Origin of the sequence: Afipia clevelandensis ATCC 49720 (genome assembly GCF_000336555.1) — a bacterium.
GTDB classification, from domain to species: Bacteria; Pseudomonadota; Alphaproteobacteria; order Rhizobiales; family Xanthobacteraceae; genus Afipia; species Afipia clevelandensis.
Genome location: NZ_KB375281.1, coordinates 775,806 through 796,243 on the forward strand (window position 1 = coordinate 775,806; position 20,438 = coordinate 796,243).

Annotated in this window: 20 protein-coding genes and 1 tRNA gene; 20 read left to right on the top strand and 1 reads right to left on the bottom strand. The window is 61.5% G+C overall.

Annotation, left to right across the window (positions count from 1 at the left end; genetic code table 11):
• Positions 1-110: 110 nt before the first annotated feature.
• Positions 111-410, bottom strand: a complete 300-nt coding sequence (locus HMPREF9696_RS03550; RefSeq protein WP_002711578.1) for an HU family DNA-binding protein — start codon at positions 408-410, stop codon at positions 111-113.
• A gap of 271 nt (positions 411-681) precedes the next feature.
• Here HMPREF9696_RS03550 and HMPREF9696_RS03555 point away from each other — a divergent pair.
• The 20 genes from HMPREF9696_RS03555 to HMPREF9696_RS03650 all read left to right on the top strand — a co-directional run bounded on the left by HMPREF9696_RS03555 (position 682) and on the right by HMPREF9696_RS03650 (position 20,413).
• Positions 682-758, top strand: a tRNA-Asp gene (locus HMPREF9696_RS03555).
• Between the two features lie 193 nt (positions 759-951).
• Positions 952-2,043 carry a tartrate dehydrogenase gene (locus HMPREF9696_RS03560; RefSeq protein ID WP_002711579.1) on the top strand — a complete coding sequence of 364 codons (1,092 nt, stop codon included), beginning with the start codon at positions 952-954 and terminating at the stop codon, positions 2,041-2,043.
• A 267-nt stretch (positions 2,044-2,310) separates the two neighbouring features.
• On the top strand, positions 2,311-2,676 hold the full coding sequence (locus HMPREF9696_RS03565) for an NADH-quinone oxidoreductase subunit A (protein ID WP_002711580.1): 366 nt from the start codon (positions 2,311-2,313) through the stop codon (positions 2,674-2,676).
• Positions 2,673-3,263 carry a NuoB/complex I 20 kDa subunit family protein gene (locus tag HMPREF9696_RS03570; protein ID WP_174309473.1) on the top strand — a complete coding sequence of 197 codons (591 nt, stop codon included), beginning with the start codon at positions 2,673-2,675 and terminating at the stop codon, positions 3,261-3,263. Before HMPREF9696_RS03565 ends, HMPREF9696_RS03570 begins: the two co-directional genes overlap by 4 nt.
• Before the next feature lie 21 nt (positions 3,264-3,284).
• Positions 3,285-3,923, top strand: coding sequence for an NADH-quinone oxidoreductase subunit C (locus tag HMPREF9696_RS03575; RefSeq protein WP_002711582.1), 639 nt, complete (start codon positions 3,285-3,287; stop codon positions 3,921-3,923).
• Positions 3,923-5,131, top strand: coding sequence for an NADH-quinone oxidoreductase subunit D (locus HMPREF9696_RS03580; RefSeq protein WP_002711583.1), 1,209 nt, complete (start codon positions 3,923-3,925; stop codon positions 5,129-5,131). Before HMPREF9696_RS03575 ends, HMPREF9696_RS03580 begins: the two co-directional genes overlap by 1 nt.
• Positions 5,131-6,102, top strand: a complete 972-nt coding sequence (locus HMPREF9696_RS03585; RefSeq protein WP_002711584.1) for an FkbM family methyltransferase — start codon at positions 5,131-5,133, stop codon at positions 6,100-6,102. The genes HMPREF9696_RS03580 and HMPREF9696_RS03585 overlap by 1 nt, the downstream gene beginning before the upstream one ends.
• A gap of 35 nt (positions 6,103-6,137) precedes the next feature.
• Complete coding sequence (nuoE, locus tag HMPREF9696_RS03590; protein ID WP_002711585.1) at positions 6,138-6,776, top strand: NADH-quinone oxidoreductase subunit NuoE; 639 nt, start codon at positions 6,138-6,140, stop codon at positions 6,774-6,776.
• Entirely contained in the window at positions 6,773-6,952 is a 180-nt protein-coding gene (locus tag HMPREF9696_RS03595; protein WP_002711586.1) for a hypothetical protein, read from the top strand. Before nuoE ends, HMPREF9696_RS03595 begins: the two co-directional genes overlap by 4 nt.
• A gap of 10 nt (positions 6,953-6,962) precedes the next feature.
• A complete protein-coding gene (gene nuoF / locus HMPREF9696_RS03600; protein WP_002711587.1) occupies positions 6,963-8,288 on the top strand; it encodes an NADH-quinone oxidoreductase subunit NuoF in 1,326 nt (441 codons plus the stop codon).
• Between the two features lie 4 nt (positions 8,289-8,292).
• Positions 8,293-10,371 carry an NADH-quinone oxidoreductase subunit NuoG gene (nuoG, locus tag HMPREF9696_RS03605; protein WP_002711588.1) on the top strand — a complete coding sequence of 693 codons (2,079 nt, stop codon included), beginning with the start codon at positions 8,293-8,295 and terminating at the stop codon, positions 10,369-10,371.
• 10 nt (positions 10,372-10,381) lie between these two features.
• Positions 10,382-11,422 carry an NADH-quinone oxidoreductase subunit NuoH gene (nuoH, locus tag HMPREF9696_RS03610; protein WP_002711589.1) on the top strand — a complete coding sequence of 347 codons (1,041 nt, stop codon included), beginning with the start codon at positions 10,382-10,384 and terminating at the stop codon, positions 11,420-11,422.
• A gap of 7 nt (positions 11,423-11,429) precedes the next feature.
• On the top strand, positions 11,430-11,918 hold the full coding sequence (nuoI, locus tag HMPREF9696_RS03615) for an NADH-quinone oxidoreductase subunit NuoI (RefSeq protein WP_002711590.1): 489 nt from the start codon (positions 11,430-11,432) through the stop codon (positions 11,916-11,918).
• Positions 11,919-11,927: 9 nt separating this feature from the next.
• Positions 11,928-12,566 carry an NADH-quinone oxidoreductase subunit J gene (locus HMPREF9696_RS03620; protein WP_002711591.1) on the top strand — a complete coding sequence of 213 codons (639 nt, stop codon included), beginning with the start codon at positions 11,928-11,930 and terminating at the stop codon, positions 12,564-12,566.
• Complete coding sequence (gene nuoK, locus HMPREF9696_RS03625; RefSeq protein ID WP_002711592.1) at positions 12,563-12,871, top strand: NADH-quinone oxidoreductase subunit NuoK; 309 nt, start codon at positions 12,563-12,565, stop codon at positions 12,869-12,871. Before HMPREF9696_RS03620 ends, nuoK begins: the two co-directional genes overlap by 4 nt.
• Before the next feature lie 7 nt (positions 12,872-12,878).
• The gene (gene nuoL / locus HMPREF9696_RS03630) at positions 12,879-14,975 is read left to right on the top strand and encodes an NADH-quinone oxidoreductase subunit L (RefSeq protein ID WP_002711593.1); all 2,097 of its coding nucleotides are present in this window, start codon (positions 12,879-12,881) and stop codon (positions 14,973-14,975) included.
• A complete protein-coding gene (locus HMPREF9696_RS03635; protein ID WP_002711594.1) occupies positions 14,975-16,495 on the top strand; it encodes an NADH-quinone oxidoreductase subunit M in 1,521 nt (506 codons plus the stop codon). Before nuoL ends, HMPREF9696_RS03635 begins: the two co-directional genes overlap by 1 nt.
• 15 nt (positions 16,496-16,510) lie before the next feature.
• Positions 16,511-17,938 carry an NADH-quinone oxidoreductase subunit NuoN gene (gene nuoN, locus HMPREF9696_RS03640; protein WP_002711595.1) on the top strand — a complete coding sequence of 476 codons (1,428 nt, stop codon included), beginning with the start codon at positions 16,511-16,513 and terminating at the stop codon, positions 17,936-17,938.
• A complete protein-coding gene (locus HMPREF9696_RS03645; RefSeq protein ID WP_002711596.1) occupies positions 17,938-18,741 on the top strand; it encodes a biotin--[acetyl-CoA-carboxylase] ligase in 804 nt (267 codons plus the stop codon). The genes nuoN and HMPREF9696_RS03645 overlap by 1 nt, the downstream gene beginning before the upstream one ends.
• 1 nt (position 18,742) lies before the next feature.
• Complete coding sequence (locus HMPREF9696_RS03650) at positions 18,743-20,413, top strand: ribonuclease J (protein WP_002711597.1); 1,671 nt, start codon at positions 18,743-18,745, stop codon at positions 20,411-20,413.
• Positions 20,414-20,438 lie beyond the last annotated feature (25 nt).

A 20,438-nucleotide genomic window follows, 5' to 3' on the forward strand; every position in this document is an offset into this window, starting at 1 on the left:
AAAAACACAATGCGTCTTAGTCCAGAAATGTAAACGCGCCACCACAAAAAGAAAAACGCCACCCCGCGGAGCGGGATGGCGTTTTGGCAGTCACGCCGGAAAGGCCGGTATCAGACAGCTTCCTTCAATTCCTTGGCAGCGCGGAAGGCGACCTTCTTGCTGGCCTTGATCTGGATCGCTTCGCCGGTGGCGGGGTTGCGGCCCATGCGGGCGGCGCGCTTGCGCACCTGAAGGATGCCGAGGCCGACGATGCGGATGCGCTCGCCCTTCTTGAGGTGCTTGGTGATCTTGGTGACGAGGTCGGTCAGAATCGCTTCGGCGGTCTTCTTCGACAACTCGTGTTCTTCGGCCAGGGCCGCGGCAAGGTGCTTCAGGGTGATGGTCGCTGGGGTCGCTGCTTTCTTAGCCATTTTGGGCCTCCTCGTGGGTCGCAGTGTGAAGAACTTCCGATAAATCAGGGCTTATTTGATTCGGAGCCGGTCTGCACACGAGTTTTGCCCGTAAATAGCGCCTTTTTTGAATCGACAAGCCGGAAATGACTATTTTTAAGGGAAATCGGGAATCGAACTCCAGAAAAGCGACGGGACCGGGCAGGCGATGTCGGCGCCAGAGAGGCTGCGCTTGACTTGGCAGTGCAGCACCTTTAAGTCCGGGACCCTGCAGCCCGCTGATGCGGTCTTTGCGGGAGTAGCTCAGTTGGTTAGAGCGCCGGCCTGTCACGCCGGAGGTCGCGGGTTCGAGCCCCGTCTCTCGCGCCACTTCAAAGATCATCACATTATTTCAAGTGCTTAGGCCCGGGGTCGCGATCCGGTGTCACTGCGGGGCTGTGTCTGTTCCAGACTCCAGCGGGCTGGCCGCCGGGAATTGAGTCCTTTGGCGGGAACGTGCTCTCTTGTATGGCTATGGCTGTCCGCTTCGGACGCCCAGCCCACCATCAATGAGACACACAACATGTCCGCCAACAATCCCGGAACCAACCGCAAATACCGACTGGCTGTGATCCCTGGTGACGGGATTGGCAAGGAAGTCGTGCCCGAAGGGATTCGGGTGCTGGAAGCGGCGGCGAAGAAGTTCAATTTCAAACTCGAACTGGACGATTTCGATTTCGCATCGTGCGATTACTATCAGAAGCACGGCAAGATGATGCCGGATGACTGGAAGGCGCAGATCGGCAGTCATGACGCAATTTTCTTCGGTGCGGTGGGCATGCCGTCGATCCTGCCGGATCACATTTCCCTGTGGGGATCACTGATTCAGTTTCGCCGTGAGTTCGACCAGTATGTGAACCTGCGTCCCGTTCGCCTGATGCCCGGCGTGCAATCGCCGCTGGCGGGCCGCAAGCCCGGCGATATCGACTTCTTTGTCGTGCGCGAGAACACCGAGGGCGAGTATTCATCCATCGGCGGGCGGATGTTCCCGGGGACCGACCGCGAGGTGGTGATTCAGGAAAGCGTCATGTCGCGCACCGGCGTCGACCGGATCCTGAAGTTCGCCTTTGAGCTTGCGCAAAGCCGCCCCAAGAAGCACCTGACCTCAGCCACGAAATCCAACGGTATCTCGATCACGATGCCGTATTGGGACGAGCGCGTGGAGGAGATGGCAAAGGCCTATCCGGGCGTGAAGTGGGACAAGTATCATATTGATATTCTGGCCGCTCACTTCGTCCTGCATCCGGACTGGTTCGATGTGGTGGTCGGCTCCAACCTGTTTGGGGATATCCTGTCGGACCTCGGCCCGGCCTGCACCGGCACCATCGGCATTGCGCCCTCCGGCAGTCTCAATCCGGAACGGAAGTTTCCCTCGCTGTTCGAGCCGGTTCATGGCTCCGCGCCGGATATCGCCGGGAAGGGAATTGCCAATCCGGTGGGTCAGATCTGGTCGGCGGCGATGATGCTGGATCATCTCGGCGAGCCGGAAGCAGGCAAGGCCATTGTGACGGCCATCGAAACCGTGCTGGCCGATGAAAAGCGGCGCACCCGCGACTTGGGCGGCAAGGCCAACACGGTCGAGTGCGGCAAGGAAATCGCGCGATTGCTGGCCTGACAGAGGCCTGCGACACGGCGTGATTGCCGGTTCGGCCGGCCGGAACGGGGGCGTGATCGGCGCCTTTGCGCACGGGTAATGTGACTGCGCGGGCCCTCTTCTAAGGGGCGCTCCCGCGTGGTTCGCATGGCGCTATGCCGAATTTGACGAAATCCCGAGCAATAAAAATAGCTTGTCTTGCCCTGCGTGTTGCGCTGCGCTATCCCTTCGAACCATTCCAATGTTCCGCGAATCCCCGGAACAAAGCCGACAGCATAAGGGTCGCCGATGGGCGGAATTTTGCAGAACTATCTGCCACTTGTGGTGTTTATCGGTGTTGCGACCGTGATCGGTCTTGCGCTGCTGATTGCACCTTTCATCGTCGCCTATCAGCAGCCCGATCCGGAAAAGCTGTCCGCCTATGAGTGCGGCTTCAATGCTTTCGACGATGCGCGCATGAAATTCGACGTCCGGTTTTACCTGGTCGCCATTCTTTTCATCATCTTCGATCTGGAAGTCGCCTTCCTGTTTCCGTGGGCCGTCGCGTTCGGCAAACTCGGCCTCGCCGGATTCTGGTCGATGATGGTGTTTCTCGGCGTGCTGACCATCGGCTTCGCCTATGAGTGGAAGAAGGGAGCGCTGGAATGGGATTGAGCCCGAACACGGCGCCTTCGATCATGCAGCCCGCAGTCTCGCAGGCGGCTACGGGGATTCTCGACCCGCGCACCGGCCAGCCGGTCGGCGCGGACGACAGGTATTTCCTCGAGATCAACAGCGAACTGTCCGACAAGGGCTTCTTCGTTGCGGCGGCTGACGATCTCATTACGTGGGCGCGCACCGGCTCCCTGATGTGGATGACGTTCGGCCTCGCATGCTGCGCTGTCGAGATGATGCAGGGGTCGATGCCGCGCTATGACGTCGAGCGTTTCGGCTTCGCACCGCGCGCTTCGCCGCGCCAGTCGGACGTCATGATCGTCGCCGGCACGCTGACCAACAAGATGGCTCCCGCGCTCCGTAAGGTCTACGACCAGATGCCGGAGCCGCGTTACGTGATCTCGATGGGGTCGTGCGCCAATGGCGGCGGCTACTATCATTATTCCTACTCGGTGGTGCGCGGCTGCGACCGCATCGTGCCTGTCGATATCTATGTTCCGGGTTGTCCTCCGACGGCGGAAGCGCTGCTTTATGGCGTGCTGCTGCTGCAGAAGAAGATCCGGCGCACCGGCACCATTGAACGGTAAGGCTGCGAACGGTAAGCACACATGGACGACGCGAAACTCAACGCACTTGGTGAGACGATCGTGGCCGCGCTGCCCGGCGCGGCTCTCGGACACGCGGTGACGTTCAACCAGCTTGCGATCTCGGTCGACCTCTCGAAGATCGTCGACATCGTGCGTGTGCTGAAGACCGATCCGCGCTTCCGCTTCGTCAATGTGACGGACGTGACCGCGGTGGATTATCCCGGCCGCGAGAACCGTTTCGACGTGGTCTACCACTTCATGTCACCGGTGCTGAACGCGCGCATTCGCCTCTCCGGCGAAGCGAATGAGACGACGCAGGTGCCGTCGATCATCGGCGTGTTTCCCGGCGCGGACTGGTTCGAGCGCGAAACCTATGATCTCTATGGCGTGATTTTTGTCGGTCATCCCGACATGCGCCGTCTGCTCACGGACTACGGTTTCGACGGCCATCCGCTGCGCAAGGATTTCCCGCTCACCGGTTTCGTCGAGGTTCGCTACGACGACGCCGAGAAGCGCGTCGTCTATGAGCCGGTGCGGCTCAATCAGGAATTCCGCAAGTTCGATTTCCTCTCGCCATGGGAAGGCGCTGACTACGCGCTGCCGGGCGACGAGAAGGCCGCTGCGCCCGCGTCGGCGCCAGCACCAAAGGCAGGTGGCTGATGAGCGAGGTTCTCAACGCCGAACAGACCGGCATGCGCAACTTCACGATCAACTTCGGCCCGCAGCATCCGGCGGCGCACGGCGTGTTGCGCCTTGTGTTGGAGCTTGACGGCGAAGTGGTCGAGCGCGTGGACCCTCACATCGGTCTGCTTCATCGCGGCACCGAAAAGCTGATCGAGCAGAAGACCTATCTGCAGGCGATTCCTTACTTCGACCGGCTCGATTATGTCGCGCCGATGAATCAGGAGCATGCGTTCTGCCTGGCTGCGGAAAAGCTGCTCGGCATTCAGGTGCCGCGCCGCGGCCAGTTGATCCGCGTGCTTTATTGCGAGATCGGCCGCATCCTGTCGCATCTCCTCAACGTCACCACGCAGGCGATGGACGTCGGCGCGCTGACGCCGCCGCTCTGGGGCTTCGAAGAGCGCGAAAAGCTGATGGTGTTCTATGAGCGCGCATCCGGCTCGCGCATGCATGCGGCGTTCTTCCGCGTCGGCGGCGTGCATCAGGACCTGCCGCCCGCGCTGATCAACGACATCGAGGCGTGGTGCGATCCGTTCCTCAAGGTCGTGGACGATCTCGAAACGCTTCTCACCGACAACCGCATCTTCAAGCAGCGCAACGTCGACATTGGCGTTGTGACGCTCGAGCAGGCGTGGGAATGGGGCTTCTCCGGCGTGATGGTGCGCGGCTCGGGTGCTGCGTGGGATCTGCGCAAGTCGCAGCCTTACGAGTGCTACGACGAAATGGATTTCGATATTCCGATCGGCAAGAACGGCGACTGCTACGATCGCTACTGCATCCGCATGGAAGAAATGCGCCAGTCCGTGCGCATCATGAAGCAGTGCATCGAGAAACTTCGCGCGCCCGAAGGGCAGGGGCCGGTTGTCGTCGACGATAACAAGATCGCGCCGCCCCGCCGCAGCGAGATGAAGCGCTCGATGGAAGCGTTGATCCATCACTTCAAGCTCTACACGGAAGGCGTCCACGTTCCGGCCGGCGAAGTCTATGCCGCGGTGGAAGCGCCCAAGGGTGAATTCGGCGTGTTCCTGGTCGCCGACGGCACCAACAAGCCCTACAAGTGCAAGATCCGCGCGCCGGGCTTCGCTCACCTTCAGGCGATGGACTTTATCTGCAGGGGACATCTGCTTGCGGACGTCTCCGCCATTCTGGGTTCACTCGACATCGTGTTCGGCGAGGTGGATCGCTGATGGCGCAGCAGCCGATCATCTTTGACCGCACTACCGGTGAGATGACCGGTGCGTCTCCCTGGGAGCGCACCATCGGCTTTGCATTGCTCGCGGGCTCGAAGGTCGGCGCTTACATGTCCCATCGCGGCTACAACAGCGCCGCCAATCTTCTGAAGGCGTTGTTTCTGTCCGAGCGCGACATCAATGTCATGCTCAATCAGGATGCCGCGTTCTCGTTTCCGTATGGAGACGGGTACTGGAGCAAGCTGCTCAACCGCACCTTCAAGTATGAGGACGAGCTTGAGCTGTTCCTGCTCGATTCCAGGGACGTCAATTACACGCTGATCGATTGCGGCGCGAATTACGGCTACTGGTCGGTGATGGTGTCCAGCCAGCGGTTCGGCGCGCGCCCGTCCATTGCGATGGAGCCGTCATCGCGGAATTATCCGCGCCTTGCACACAATGCGAAGATCAATGGCGGCCGGTTCGAGGCGATCAACGCCGCGATCGGTTCAGCACGCGGCACCGCGCGTCTGTCGGGCAATCGTCACGAAGCATTCAGCATCGCCGGCGCTCCGGAAGACGGTGGCGAGGAAGTGCAGGTGCTGGCGCTCGATAACCTGATCGAGGACGGCAAGATTCCGGCGCAGGGCCGCTACATCATCAAGCTGGACGTCGAAGGCGTCGAGATCGACGCCATGAAGGGCGGCAAGCGCATTCTGGAAACGGATTCGGTCGTGGTCTGCGAGGAGCATGGCAACGATCCGACCCACAGCGTGTCGCGCTACATCCTCGAACAGACGCCGATGAAAGCGATCATCCACGATCCGGCGACGGACCGGTTCGAGGAACTGACCAAGCTCTCGACGCTCGATCGCATCAAGGTGGCTTCGCATGTTGGCTACAACGTGTTCGCAACGTCGAGCGCGTTTTGGGAACAGCGCATCTACAGCATGAATTCTGGCAACGCGCGCCGCGCCATGACGACTTAAGGAAGTGGCGCAATGAAAGACCGAAAGATTTAACGATGGCCGTTCGCCGTTTGGCCCCTAAAGAAGTGCAGCCCACCAGCTTCGCGTTCACCGCGGAGAATCTGGAATGGGCGAAAGCGCAGATTGCGAAGTATCCGCCCGGCCGTCAGGCCTCTGCGGTGATCCCGATCCTGTGGCGCGTGCAGGAACAGCATGAAGGCTGGGTCTCGGAAGTCGCGATCCGTGCGGTCGCGGATCTCCTCGACATGCCGTATATCCGCGTGCTCGAAATCGCGACCTTCTACACGATGTTCCAGCTCGAGCCGGTCGGCAAGAAGGCCCATGTGCAGGTTTGCGGCACCACGCCGTGCATGCTGCGTGGCTCGAAGGACCTGATCGAGGTCTGCAAGAGCCGCATCCATCACGATCCGTTCCACGTCTCGGCTGACGGCAATTTCTCGTGGGAGGAGGTCGAGTGCCTCGGCGCCTGCGTGAACGCCCCGATGGTGATGATCTGGAAGGACACCTACGAAGACCTGACGCCCGAAAGTCTGAACAAGGTTCTCGACGGTTTTGCGTCGGGCAATCCGCCGAAGCCCGGCCCGCAGATCGACCGTCAGTTCGCCGCGCCGGCCAGCGGGTTCACGTCGCTTAAATCGGACGATGCAGCCAAGCCACCGAAAGGTGCTTCATGAGCGCAGATCTGATCAAGCACATGGCGTTTCATGCCGTTTGCGCGGCGGTGTTCATCTTTGTGCTGAACTTCTACATCCTGAAAACCGAACTTCAGTCCGCCGTGTTCTGGGCCATCGGCTTCGGCGTCATGGCGGCGGGTCTGGCGTATCAGCAATCCAAGCGTTCGGGGTCTTAAGGTAGCGATCATGCTCGACGACAAGGACCGCATCTTCCGCAATCTCTACGGCCAGGGCGACTGGGGCCTGAAGGGCGCGCGTGCGCGCGGCGCGTGGGATGGCACCAAAGCGATCATCGACAAGGGCCGTGACTGGATCGTCAATGAGATGAAAGCGTCCGGCCTGCGCGGCCGAGGCGGCGCGGGATTCCCGACCGGCATGAAATGGTCCTTCATGCCGAAGGACAATGCCGATGGCCGTCCGAGCTATCTCGTTGTCAACGCCGACGAGTCAGAGCCCGGCACCTGCAAGGACCGCGAGATCATGCGGCACGATCCGCATCTGCTCGTCGAAGGCTGTCTGATCGCCAGCGCCGCCATGGGCGCGCATGTCTGCTACATCTATGTGCGCGGTGAGTTCATCCGCGAGCGCGAGCATCTGCAAGCCGCGGTCGATCAGGCCTATGAAGCCAAGCTGATCGGCAAGGACAACGTCCACGGCTATCCGTTCGATCTCTATGTTCATCACGGCGCGGGCGCATACATCTGCGGCGAGGAGACTGCGCTGCTCGAAAGCCTCGAAGGCAAGAAGGGTCAGCCACGCCTGAAGCCGCCGTTCCCGGCGAATGTCGGTCTGTATGGTTGCCCGACCACGGTGAACAACGTGGAGTCGATTGCGGTAGCGCCGGACATTCTGCGCCGTGGCGCGGCATGGTTCTCGTCGATTGGTCGCGCCAACAATGTCGGCACCAAGCTCTATGGCATCTCAGGTCATGTGAACACGCCGTGTGTCGTTGAAGATGCGATGGGTGTGACCTTCCGCGAACTGATCGAGAAGCACGGTGGCGGCATTCGCGGCGGCTGGGATAATCTTTTGGCGATCATTCCCGGCGGCGCATCGTGTCCGCTGATCCCCGCTGCGGATTGTCAGGACCTGATCATGGATTTCGATGGCACCCGCGCGGTGAAGTCGAGTTTCGGTACCGCCGGCATGATCGTGATGGACAAGTCGACCGACGTGGTCGCGGCCATCGCGCGTATTTCCTACTTCTTCAAGCATGAGAGCTGCGGCCAGTGCACGCCGTGCCGCGAAGGCACCGGCTGGATGTGGCGCGTGCTGTCGCGCATGGTCGAGGGCCGCGCCCACAAGCGCGAGATCGACATGCTGCTTGAGGTCACCAAGCAGGTCGAGGGTCACACTATCTGCGCGCTCGGCGACGCGGCGGCGTGGCCGATCCAGGGCTTGATCCGCGCCTTCCGTCCAGAGATCGAACGGCGCATCGACGATTTCACGCGCAAGGCCACGCTGGATGATCAGGGCGTCCTCGATCCATTCCACATGGTCGCGGCGGAGTAATACGATGACCAAAATTCTCGTCGACGGCAAAGAGATCGATGTTCCGGCCGAATACACGCTGCTTCAGGCGTGCGAGGCGGCGGGCGCTGAAATTCCGCGGTTTTGCTATCACGAACGTCTGTCCATCGCCGGCAACTGCCGCATGTGCCTGATCGAAGTGAAGGGCGGTCCGCCGAAGCCTGTTGCATCGTGCGCGCAGAACGTGCGCGACTTGCGGCCGGGTCCGAACGGTGAACTGCCTGCGATATTCACCAGGTCGCCGATGGTGAAGAAGGCACGCGAAGGCGTGATGGAGTTCCTTCTGATCAACCATCCGCTCGACTGCCCGATCTGCGATCAGGGCGGCGAGTGCGATCTGCAGGATCAGGCAATGGGCTACGGTGTGGACACCACCCGTTTCGCCGAAAACAAGCGCGCAGTCGAAGACAAGTATCTCGGCGCGCTGGTGAAGACCTCGATGACCCGCTGCATTCAGTGCACGCGTTGCGTTCGCTTCTCGACCGAAGTGTGCGGCGTGCCGGAAATGGGCCTGACCGGCCGCGGCGAGGACGTCGAAATCACGACCTATCTGCAGACCGCACTGACGTCCGAACTGCAGGGCAACCTCGTGGACATCTGCCCGGTGGGCGCGCTGACCTCGAAGCCTTATGCGTTTGCCGCGCGTCCGTGGGAACTCGGCAAGACCCAGTCCATCGACGTGATGGATGCGGTCGGCTCCAATATCCGCGTCGATACGCGCGGCCGCGAAGTGATGCGCATTCTGCCGCGCGTCAACGAGAACGTGAATGAGGAGTGGATCTCCGACAAGACGCGCCACATCGTCGATGGCCTGCGCACGCAGCGTCTCGACCGGCCGTACATTCGCGAGAACGGAAAGCTGCGGGCGGCATCGTGGTCCGAAGCATTCGCGGCGATTGCTGCAAAGACCTCGTCGCTTCACGGTCCGCGCATCGGCGCGATTGCCGGCGACCTTGCCGCAGTCGAAGACATGTACGCACTCAAGGAGCTTCTGGCGCGGTTCGGATCGAACAATGTCGCGACACAGGATGGCGCAGCCTTCGATCCGAAGGCCGGACGCGCGTCCTACATCTTCAACCCGACCATTGCGGGGATCGAACAGGCCGATGCGCTGCTGATCATCGGCTCCAATCCGCGCAAGGAAGCGTCCGTGCTCAATGCACGCATCCGCAAGCGCTGGCGCTCGGGTGCACTCAAGGTCGGCCTCATCGGCGACAATGCCGATCTGACCTATGACTATGAGCATCTCGGTGCAGGCGCCGAGACGTTGAGCGATCTTGCCGCGGGCAAGCACTCGTTCGCCGACGTGCTGAAGAACGCAAAGAATCCGATCGTGCTGGTCGGCGCGGGCGTCGCCGCCCGTCATGACGGCGCGGCTGTGCTGGCGCTGGCCGCAAAGCTCGCATCGGACTTCGGCGCGGTGAAGGACGGCTGGAACGGCTTCGCGGTTCTCCAGAAGGCCGCCTCGCAGGTCGGCGCGCTGGATATCGGCTTTGCGCCGGGTGCAGGCACGTTGACCGTGGCGCAGATGAGCACGTTCGGCACGCTCGATGTGTTGTTCTCGCTCGGCGCTGACGAGGTCAGCCCGGCGGACGGCACCTTCGTTGTCTATATCGGAACGCACGGGGACAAGGGCGCGCACCGCGCCGACGTCATACTGCCGGGTGCGGCGTATACCGAAAAGACCGGCATTTACGTCAACACCGAAGGCCGTGTGCAGATGGCCAACCGCGCTGCGTTCCCGCCGGGTGACGCGCGCGAGGATTGGGCGATCATCCGTGCGCTGTCCGAAGCGGTCGGCAAAAAGCTGCCGTTCGATTCATTGGCGCAATTGCGTCAAGCCTTGTTCAAGGCCGTGCCGCACCTGATGCGGATTGACCAGATCGAGGCCGGCGATGCGGCGGGCGTGAAGGCGCTCGCGGTGCGTGCCGGCTCGGTCGAGAAGGGCGCGTTCAAGAGCCCGATCGAGGATTTCTATCTGACCAATCCCATCGCGCGGGCCTCCGCGGTGATGGCCGAATGTTCCAGACTCGCCTCCGGGCGGATGCTGACGGCGGCGGAGTGAGCGTGACCCGATGACCGAGTTTTTCGCAAGCGAACTCTGGACCGGCTATTTGTGGCCGCTCATCATCATCGCGGCGCAGAGTGTGCTGCTGCTGGTGGTGCTGCTGGTCGCGATTGCCTACATCCTGCTGGCCGACCGCAAGATCTGGGCGGCTGTGCAGATCCGTCGCGGCCCCAATGTGGTGGGTCCTTGGGGCCTGCTGCAATCCTTCGCCGACTTGCTCAAGTTCGTGCTGAAAGAGCCGACCATTCCGGATGGCTCTAACAAGGCCGTGTTCCTGCTCGCGCCGTTGGTCACCTGCGTGTTGGCGCTGGCGGCTTGGGCGGTGATCCCGGTCAATCTCAACTGGGTGATCGCCGACATCAATGTTGGCGTGCTCTACATTTTCGCGATCTCGTCGCTCTCGGTCTACGGCATCATCATGGCCGGCTGGTCGTCGAACTCGAAGTATCCGTTCCTCGCCGCGCTTCGTTCTGCCGCGCAGATGGTGTCTTACGAAGTCTCCATCGGCTTCGTGATCATCACTGTGCTGCTGTGCGTCGGTTCGCTGAATCTCAGCGCCATCGTGGCCGCTCAGGATACCAAGCTCGGCATTCTCGGCTGGTACTGGCTGCCGCTATTCCCGATGTTCGTGGTGTTCTACGTATCGACGCTGGCGGAAACCAACCGTCCGCCGTTCGATCTCGTGGAAGCGGAATCCGAACTGGTCGCGGGCTTCATGACCGAATACGGCTCGACGCCGTATCTGCTGTTCATGCTCGGCGAATATGTTGCGATTTGCACCATGTGCGCGCTGGCGACCATCCTGTTCCTCGGCGGCTGGCTGTCGCCGATCCCGTTCGCGCCGTTTACCTGGGTGCCGGGCGTGATCTGGTTCGCGCTGAAGCTGTTCTTCATGTTCTTCCTGATCGCGATGGCGAAGGCGATTGTGCCGCGCTACCGCTACGACCAGCTCATGCGGCTGGGCTGGAAAGTGTTTCTTCCGTTGTCGCTGGCGATGGTGATCATCGTCGCGGGCGTGCTGCAGTTCGCCAACCTGGCGCCGAAGTGAGGGCATCATGGGCATAGCATCCACAGCCAATTCGCTTCTGCTGAAAGAGTTTGTCTCGGCGTTTGTCCTCGCCATGCGTTACTTCTTCAAGCCGAAGCCGACACTGAACTATCCCTTCGAGAAGGGACCGATCTCTCCGCGCTTCCGCGGCGAGCATGCGCTGCGCCGTTATCCGAACGGCGAAGAGCGCTGTATCGCCTGCAAGCTGTGCGAGGCGATCTGCCCGGCGCAGGCCATCACCATCGAGGCTGGCCCGCGCCGTAACGACGGCACCCGCCGCACGGTGCGTTACGACATCGACATGGTGAAGTGCATCTATTGCGGTCTCTGCCAGGAAGCCTGTCCGGTCGATGCCATCGTCGAAGGGCCGAATTTCGAGTTCGCGACGGAAACGCGCGAGGAACTTTATTATGACAAGGCGAGGTTGCTCGCCAACGGTGACCGCTGGGAGCGCGAGATTGCGAAAAATATCGAACTCGATGCGCCGTACCGGTGAGGTGAGAGTATGATCGGTCCCGCGCTCTTCTTTTATCTGTTTGCCGGCGTGTGCGTGGCGTCCGCGGTCATGGTCGTGACCTCGCGGAACCCGGTTCACTCCGTGCTGTTCTTGATCCTCGCGTTCGTGAACGCGGCCGGGCTGTTCATGCTGCTCGGCGCGGAATTCCTCGCGATGATCCTTGTGGTCGTTTACGTCGGCGCGGTCGCGGTGCTGTTCCTGTTCGTCATCATGATGCTGGACGTGGATTTCGCAGAGTTGCGTCAGGGCTTCATCGAATATCTGCCGTTCGGGCTTCTGATCGGCGCGGTGTTCCTTGCCGAATTGCTGCTGGTCGCGGGCGGGTGGGTTTTGAACCCGAATATTGCGAAAGCGATCACGGCTCCGATCCCGGGCGGCGTCACCAACACCGAGGCGCTCGGCCTCGTGCTCTATACGAAGTATCTGCCGTACTTCCAGCTTGCGGGCCTCGTGCTGCTGGTCGCGATGATCGGCGCCATCGTGCTCACGCTGCGGCACAAGCCGAGCGTGAAGCGTCAGGACATCAATGTCCAAAACGCCCGCACCAAGGCGGCTGCGATGGACGTGCGCAAGGTTGCGGTTGGGCAGGGCCTGCAGGATGCGGATTCCGGGGAGTGGGTGAAATGACGATCGGTCTCGGTCATTATCTCGCCGTCGCGGCGATCCTGTTCACGCTCGGCATTCTCGGCATCTTCCTGAACCGGAAGAACGTCATTGTCATCCTGATGTCGATCGAACTCATCCTGCTCGCCGTGAACATCAACCTCGTGGCGTTCTCGGCATTCCTCGGCGACATCGTGGGACAGGTTTTCGCGCTGCTGGTGCTGACAGTAGCTGCCGCGGAGGCCGCCATCGGTCTCGCGGTGCTGGTGGTGTTCTTCCGTAATCGCGGGTCGATTGCGGTCGAAGACATCAATCTGATGAAGGGTTAACGGGGCGATGATCCAGGCTATCGTATTCCTGCCGCTCATCGGCGCGCTGATCGCGGGCGCGATCGCGCTGCTCGGTGCGCACGGGCGCAATCCGAGTGGCGATGAGATGGATCATGCCCACGGGCATGATGACCATGGTCACGGTGCTGCTCATGCCCATGCGGCCCACGATGATCATGGTCATGATGCGCATGGCCATGACGATCACAGCCATGACGATCACGGTCCGGTCGAGCCGCCTGCGGCGGGCTCCCGCGCCGCAGAGGTTATCACCACCGCATTGCTGCTGATTTCGGCTGCGTTGTCATGGGTGACGCTGGTCGATGTCGGACTACTGCATCACGATGCGCGCGTTCAGCTTTTCAACTGGATCGGCTCCGGCAATCTCGTGGTCAACTGGGCATTCCGGGTCGATACACTGACCGCCGTCATGCTGGTTGTTGTCACGTCGGTGTCGTCGCTCGTGCACCTTTATTCGATCGGCTACATGCACGAAGATCCGAACCGTCCGCGGTTCATGGCCTATCTGTCGCTGTTCACCTTCATGATGCTTATGCTGGTGACCGCCGATAACCTCGTGCAGATGTTCTTCGGCTGGGAAGGCGTGGGTCTCGCCAGCTACCTCCTGATCGGATTCTGGTTCCAGAAGCCATCGGCCAACGCTGCCGCCATCAAGGCGTTCGTGGTCAATCGTGTCGGCGACTTCGGCTTCCTGATCGGTATCTTCTCGGTCTTCCTGATGGTCGGCTCGGTGGATTTCGACACCATCTTTGCCGCGGCTCCCGGCCTGACCGGCAAGACCATCCATTTCTTCCACTGGAACATCGACGCGCTGACGCTGATCTGCCTGTTCCTGTTCATGGGCGCGATGGGCAAGTCGGCGCAGTTTCTGCTGCACACCTGGTTGCCGGACGCGATGGAAGGCCCGACGCCTGTGTCGGCGCTGATCCACGCCGCGACCATGGTCACCGCCGGCGTGTTCATGGTGGCGCGTCTGTCGCCACTGTTCGAGCTTGCGCCGAATGCGCAGGCCTTCGTGATGCTGATCGGCGCGACGACGGCGATGTTCGCCGCGACCGTCGGCCTCGTGCAGAACGACATCAAGCGTATCATTGCCTATTCGACCTGTTCGCAGCTCGGTTACATGTTTGTCGCGATGGGAGCAGGGGCCTATTCGGTCGGCATGTTCCACCTGTTCACGCACGCCTTCTTCAAGGCGCTGCTGTTCCTCGGTGCCGGTTCGGTGATCCATGCGATGCACCACGAGCAGGACATCCGCGCCATGGGTGGCCTGAAGGACCGCATTCCGTTCACCTACATCACCATGGTTATCGGCACGCTGGCCCTGACCGGATTCCCGCTGACGGCAGGTTACTTCTCCAAGGACGCGATCATCGAATCCGCATTCGTGGCGCACAATCCGTTCGCGCTCTACGGGTTCCTTTGCACTGTGGTCGCTGCGGGCCTGACCTCGTTCTACTCATGGCGTCTGATCTTCAAGACGTTCCATGGCGAGCCGCATGACAAGCATCACTACGATGCCGCGCATGAAAGCCCGTACACGATGCTGATCCCGCTTGGCGTTCTCGCCATGGGTTCGATCCTGGCCGGTTTCCCGTTCAAGGAACTGTTTGCAGGACATGGCGTCGAAGAGTTCTTCCGCGAGTCGCTGAAGAACCATCCGCACATTCTGGAAGAAATGCATCACATCCCGGCAATGATCGCGTTCCTGCCGACGGTCATGATGGTGATCGGCTTCCTCGTCTCGTGGCTGTTCTACATCCGTAAGCCGTATCTGCCGGTCGAACTCGCGAACCAGCAGCCGCTGCTCTACAACTTCTTCCTCAACAAGTGGTACTTCGACGAACTGTACGAGGTCATCTTCGTGCGTCCGGCGAAGTGGCTCGGCCGCTTCCTGTGGAAGAAGGGCGACGGCTTCATCATCGACGGTTTCGGGCCGGACGGCGTGTCGGCGCGCGTGCTTGACGTGACGCGCAACGTCGTTCGTCTGCAGACCGGCTATCTCTATCACTATGCCTTCGCGATGCTGATCGGCGCAGCCGGTCTCATCACGTGGTTCATCTTCGGTCTCGGGGGCCAATAATGACAAGCTCGGTCATGACCTGGCCCATCCTTTCGGTCGTCACCTTCCTGCCGGTTGTCGGCGCGATCCTGATTTATCTCAGTCGCGGCGATGACGAGGCCGCACGGCGCAATTCCCGCTGGATTGCGCTGTGGACCACAATCGTCACCTTCGCGGTGTCGGTCATTCTGGTGCTGCGCTTCGATCCGGCCCAGCCGGGCTTCCAGTTTGTCGAGAAGACGGCCTGGCTCGCCAATGGCATCGGCTACCACATGGGTGTGGACGGCATTTCGTTGCCGTTCGTGATCCTCACCACCGCGCTGATGCCGTTCTGTATTCTGGCGAGCTGGAAGTCGGTCACGCTGCGCGTGCGCGAATACATGATGGCGTTCCTGTTCCTGGAAACGCTGATGGTCGGCACGTTCTCTGCGCTCGATCTCGTGCTGTTCTATCTGTTCTTTGAAGGCGGCCTCATTCCGATGTTCCTGATCATCGGTGTGTGGGGCGGTCCGCGCCGGGTCTATGCCAGCTTCAAGTTCTTCCTCTATACGCTGCTCGGCTCGGTGCTGATGCTGCTCGCCATCATGGCGCTGTATCTGAACGCCGGAACCACCGACATTCCGACGCTGATGACCACAGCCGTGCCGCGCAATCTGCAGACATGGGCGTGGCTGGCTTTCTTCGCCTCGTTCGCGGTGAAGATGCCGATGTGGCCGGTGCATACCTGGCTGCCGGACGCGCACGTCGAAGCGCCGACCGCTGGCTCCGTGGTGCTGGCTGCGATCCTGCTGAAGATGGGCGGCTACGGTTTCCTGCGGTTCTCTCTGCCGATGTTCCCGCTGGCGTCGCATGACTTCGCGCCGCTGGTCTGGACGCTATCGGCCATTGCGATCGTCTATACGTCGCTGGTCGCGCTGATGCAGGAAGACATCAAGAAGCTGATTGCTTACTCGTCTGTCGCGCACATGGGCTTCGTGACCATGGGCATCTTCGCGGGCACCACGCAGGGCATCGCGGGCGGCGTGTTCCAGATGATCTCGCACGGCATCGTGTCCGGCGCGCTGTTCCTCTGCGTTGGCGTGGTCTACGACCGGCTGCATACCCGCGAGATCGCGGCCTATGGCGGCCTCGTGAACCGGATGCCGCTCTATGCCTTTGTATTCCTGGTATTCACCATGGCCAATGTCGGCCTGCCGGGCACCTCGGGCTTTGTCGGTGAATTCCTCACATTGATCGGCACCTTCAAGGTCAGCATCCCAACCGCGTTCTTCGCGACCACAGGCGTCATTCTCTCGGCCGGCTATGCACTGTGGCTCTACCGCAAGGTCGTATTCGGTGTCCTCGACAAGCCGTCGCTGGCCGGCATCAAGGATCTGACGCTGCGGGAAGGGATCATTCTCGCGCCGCTCGTGATCCTCACCATTCTGTTTGGTGTGTATCCGAAGCCGGTCCTCGACATGTCGGCCGCTTCGGTGCAGCAGCTTGTCACCAACTACAACACCGCCATCACCGCCGTGAAAGCGGCGGCGCTGGTTCAGTAACAACGGGATTGGTTTATGACTTTCGCAGGATATTCGCTGCTTCCCGTGCTGCCGGAACTGGTGCTGGCGGTTGGCGCCATGGCGCTTCTGATGCTCGGCGCGTTCCGCGGCCCGCAGACGACGCAGCTTGTGACGGCCATTGCGGTGGTGCTTCTTGCGGTCACCGGTGCGCTGATCTTCTGGCTGCCGGCTGGCAAGCTGACCACGTTCGGCGGCAGCTTCATTGTCGATGACTATGCGCGCTTCCTGAAAGTGCTGGCGCTGATCGGCTCCGGCGTGACGCTGATCCTGTCGCGGTCTTACCTCGCCGAACAGGCGAAGATATTTGAATACGCTATTCTGGTGCTGCTCTCGACCACGGGCATGATGGTGCTGATCTCGTCCGGGGACCTGATCATGCTCTATCTTGGGCTCGAACTGATGAGCCTTGCGCTTTACGTCGTCGCCGCGAGCCATCGCGACGACACCAAGTCCACCGAAGCCGGCCTGAAGTATTTCGTCCTCGGCGCGCTGTCCTCGGGCATGCTGCTGTACGGGGCATCTCTGATTTACGGCTTTACCGGTACGGTCAGCTTTGCCGGTATCGCGGCTGAGGCGAAGGGCGGCAATATCGGCCTGCTGTTCGGTCTCGTGTTCCTGCTCGCGGGCCTGTGTTTCAAGGTCTCCGCCGTGCCGTTCCACATGTGGACGCCGGACGTCTATGAGGGCGCGCCGACACCGGTCACCGCGTTCTTTGCCTCCGCACCGAAAGTGGCGGCATTGGCAGTGTTCACCCGCGTGGCGCTGACCGCATTCCCCGGCATCGTGCCGCAGTGGCAGCAGATCGTGGTGTTCGTCTCTATCGCCTCGATGGCGTTGGGTTCGTTCGCCGCCATCGGCCAAAAGAACATCAAGCGCCTGATGGCCTATTCGTCCATCGGTCACATGGGTTTTGCGCTGGTCGGACTTGCCGCCGGAACGCAGCAGGGCGCGCAGGGCGTGCTGGTTTACATCGCAATCTATGTCGCGATGACGCTGGGCACCTTCGCGATCATTCTGGCGTTCAAGCGCAACGGCCGTCCGGTCGAGACCATCAGTGACTTCGCAGGGCTTTCCCGCACCAATCCGGTGCTGGCATTCTTCTTCGCCATGTTCCTGTTCTCGCTGGCGGGCATTCCGCCGCTCGCAGGGTTTTTCGCCAAGTTCTACGTGTTCCTCGCGGCCGTGAAGGCCGGGCTGTTCACGCTTGCGGTGCTCGGCGTGCTCTCCAGCGTGGTGGGCGCGTTCTACTATCTCACCATCGTCAAGGTGATGTACTTCGACGAGCCAAAAGAGGCGATGGAGCCGATGCGCCCTGAACTGCGGGTGGTGCTGGCAGTGGCCGGTATCTTCAACCTGCTGTTCTTTGTTTATCCAGGACCGCTGGTGAATGCGGCGACCACCGCCGCGAAGTCGCTATTTTAATGACGTTCGCTCTCGGTCCACGGGCCAGAGCCCAGAACTATCGTGTGCAGGCTTTCGACAGCATCGGCTCGACCAATGCCGAGGCGCTCGAGCGCGCGAGGGCAGGCGAGCGCGGCCCGCTCTGGCTGGTGACCGATTTGCAGACCGCCGGACGCGGACGCCGCCAGCGCGAATGGGTGTCGCCACGCGGCAATCTCGCAGCCACGATTCTCGAAAAGGTCGATGTGCAGCCACCGGTCGCTGCCACGCTCGGATTTGCGGCGGGGCTTGCGCTTGAAGCGGCGCTGCAGACGGTGAGCGTGGAGCACCGCATGCGCTCCGGCACGCCGGTCCAGTTCCTGCTTAAATGGCCGAATGACGTGCTGGCCGATGGCAAGAAGCTATCCGGTATTTTGCTCGAAGCGGAAACCCTCGGCAGTGATTTGTGTGTCGCCGTCGGCATGGGGACCAATGTCGTCTCTTCGCCCGAAGGCACGCCTTATCCGGCGTCGTCGTTGTCGGCCCTTGGGATTACGGCCAGCGCGAGCGACCTGTTCGCAGCGCTATCGGATTCATGGGCCGAGTTCCGCGGCATCTGGGACAATGGCAGAGGCTTTGCTGAAATCCGCCGCCTGTGGCTGGACCGCGCCGCCGGGCTGGGGGATACGGTCTCGATCCACTCGAACGGAACGGCAGTTGAGGGTATCTTTGAGACCATCGACGACACAGGCTGCCTGATCGTCGCCGGATATGACGGCAAGCGCGCGCCGATCGCGGCGGGCGACGTTCATTTCGGCTCAACCAAATCGTCCGGAGCAACCTGATATGTCGCGACCTGACGAACTGACTTTCGCGCCGCTTGGCGGCATCGGGGAGATCGGCATGAACCTGTCGATCTACGGCCTCGGCAATCGGCATCAGCGAAGCTGGCTGGCGGTCGATCTCGGCGTGTCGTTCGGCAACGAGGAACACCTGCCGGGCATCGATGTGGTGATGCCGGATATCCGCTTTTTGGTGAAGGAGCGGAAGAATCTGGTCGGGCTGGTGCTGACCCATGCCCATGAAGACCATTTCGGCGCGATCATTGATCTGTGGCCGCAACTCAAGTGTCCGATCTATGCGACTCAGTTCAGCGCAGCGTTGTTCGAGGCGAAATGCGCCGGCGAGCGCAATCCGCCGAACATTCCTGTGACCGTGGTGCCGTCGGGCGGCACCGTCGAGATCGGCCCTTTCAGCGTCGAGTTCATTCCGGTGGCGCATTCCATTCCGGAGTCGCATGCGCTTGCGATCCGCACACCGGTCGGCACCGTGCTTCACACCGGCGACTGGAAGATCGACCCGACACCGATCATCGGCAAGCCCACCGACGAGAAGCGGCTGCGGGAAATCGGCGATGAGGGCGTGCTGGCGCTGGTCGGGGATTCCACCAATGCGGTGCGCGAAGGCCGCTCGCCGTCCGAGCGCGAAGTCGCCAAGAACATTACAGAGCTTGTGAAGGCCGCGAAAGGCCGTGTCGCGGTGACGACATTTGCGTCCAACGTGGCGCGGCTGCGCGCCGTGGCAGACGCCGCGAAGGCTGCAGACCGCGAGGTCGTGGTGGTCGGCCGTGCGATGGAGCGTGTGGTGCAGGTCGCGCGCGAAACGGGTTATCTCGACGGCGTGCAGAATTTCCGCAGCGCCGACTATTACGGCAGTTTTCCGCCGGACAAGGTGCTTGCGCTGTGCACAGGCAGCCAGGGCGAGCCGCGTGCGGCGCTGGCCCGCATCGCCAACGACGATCATCCGCAGGTGACGCTCAACAGGGGCGATACGGTGATCTTCTCGTCGCGGACTATTCCCGGCAACGAGAAAGCGGTCGGTGCGATCATTAACGGGCTGGTGGAGCAGGGCATCGAGATCATTACGGACCGCACCCATCTGGTTCATGTCTCCGGCCATCCGCGCCGGGACGAACTGCGCGACATGATTTCCTGGGTTCGCCCGCAACTGCTGATCCCGGCGCATGGTGAGGCGCTGCATCTGGCCGAGCATGCTAAACTCGCGCGGGCCTGCGGCGTGCCGAAAGTCCTGGTCTGCAAGAACGGCGACCTGGTGCGGCTCGGGCCGGGCGATCCCGCGATCATCGAGGAACTGCCGCACGGGCGTATCTACAAGGACGGGAACATCCTCGAAACCGAGAAGGCGCAGGCCGTCACCGAGCGGCGGCGGCTATCCTTCGCAGGCTGCGCATTTGTGGCCATCGCGCTCACGGACAAGGGCGAACTGGCCGACGATCCGGAGGTCGAGCTGGTGGGTGTTCCCGAGAAGAACAAGAACGGCGAGGTGATCGCCGACGAGGTGTTCGATCTGGTCGTCTCCACTGTCGAGAACCTTCCGCGTGCGCGGCGGCGCGATCCCGATGCGGTGGCCGAATCCGTGCGGCGCGCGGTCCGCTCCGAGATCAACGACCAGTGGGGCAAGAAGCCGCTTTGCGTCGTTCATGTGCTGATGGTTTGATTTCGCTCGATAGCGTGAGGGAGTA

What these genes read in the sequence shown, in the direction of transcription:
- HMPREF9696_RS03585 (WP_002711584.1), top strand. Translation starts at nt 5,131, where the DNA reads ATGGCGCAGCAGCCGATCATCTTTGACCGCACTACCGGTGAGATGACC.
- HMPREF9696_RS03650 (WP_002711597.1), top strand. Translation starts at nt 18,743, where the DNA reads ATGTCGCGACCTGACGAACTGACTTTCGCGCCGCTTGGCGGCATCGGG.
- nuoI (WP_002711590.1), top strand. Translation starts at nt 11,430, where the DNA reads ATGGGCATAGCATCCACAGCCAATTCGCTTCTGCTGAAAGAGTTTGTC.
- HMPREF9696_RS03565 (WP_002711580.1), top strand. Translation starts at nt 2,311, where the DNA reads ATGGGCGGAATTTTGCAGAACTATCTGCCACTTGTGGTGTTTATCGGT.
- HMPREF9696_RS03595 (WP_002711586.1), top strand. Translation starts at nt 6,773, where the DNA reads ATGAGCGCAGATCTGATCAAGCACATGGCGTTTCATGCCGTTTGCGCG.
- HMPREF9696_RS03575 (WP_002711582.1), top strand. Translation starts at nt 3,285, where the DNA reads ATGGACGACGCGAAACTCAACGCACTTGGTGAGACGATCGTGGCCGCG.
- HMPREF9696_RS03635 (WP_002711594.1), top strand. Translation starts at nt 14,975, where the DNA reads ATGACAAGCTCGGTCATGACCTGGCCCATCCTTTCGGTCGTCACCTTC.
- HMPREF9696_RS03620 (WP_002711591.1), top strand. Translation starts at nt 11,928, where the DNA reads ATGATCGGTCCCGCGCTCTTCTTTTATCTGTTTGCCGGCGTGTGCGTG.
- nuoG (WP_002711588.1), top strand. Translation starts at nt 8,293, where the DNA reads ATGACCAAAATTCTCGTCGACGGCAAAGAGATCGATGTTCCGGCCGAA.
- nuoH (WP_002711589.1), top strand. Translation starts at nt 10,382, where the DNA reads ATGACCGAGTTTTTCGCAAGCGAACTCTGGACCGGCTATTTGTGGCCG.
- nuoK (WP_002711592.1), top strand. Translation starts at nt 12,563, where the DNA reads ATGACGATCGGTCTCGGTCATTATCTCGCCGTCGCGGCGATCCTGTTC.
- HMPREF9696_RS03550 (WP_002711578.1), bottom strand. Translation starts at nt 410, where the DNA reads ATGGCTAAGAAAGCAGCGACCCCAGCGACCATCACCCTGAAGCACCTT.
- HMPREF9696_RS03580 (WP_002711583.1), top strand. Translation starts at nt 3,923, where the DNA reads ATGAGCGAGGTTCTCAACGCCGAACAGACCGGCATGCGCAACTTCACG.
- nuoE (WP_002711585.1), top strand. Translation starts at nt 6,138, where the DNA reads ATGGCCGTTCGCCGTTTGGCCCCTAAAGAAGTGCAGCCCACCAGCTTC.
- nuoL (WP_002711593.1), top strand. Translation starts at nt 12,879, where the DNA reads ATGATCCAGGCTATCGTATTCCTGCCGCTCATCGGCGCGCTGATCGCG.
- HMPREF9696_RS03560 (WP_002711579.1), top strand. Translation starts at nt 952, where the DNA reads ATGTCCGCCAACAATCCCGGAACCAACCGCAAATACCGACTGGCTGTG.
- nuoN (WP_002711595.1), top strand. Translation starts at nt 16,511, where the DNA reads ATGACTTTCGCAGGATATTCGCTGCTTCCCGTGCTGCCGGAACTGGTG.
- HMPREF9696_RS03645 (WP_002711596.1), top strand. Translation starts at nt 17,938, where the DNA reads ATGACGTTCGCTCTCGGTCCACGGGCCAGAGCCCAGAACTATCGTGTG.
- nuoF (WP_002711587.1), top strand. Translation starts at nt 6,963, where the DNA reads ATGCTCGACGACAAGGACCGCATCTTCCGCAATCTCTACGGCCAGGGC.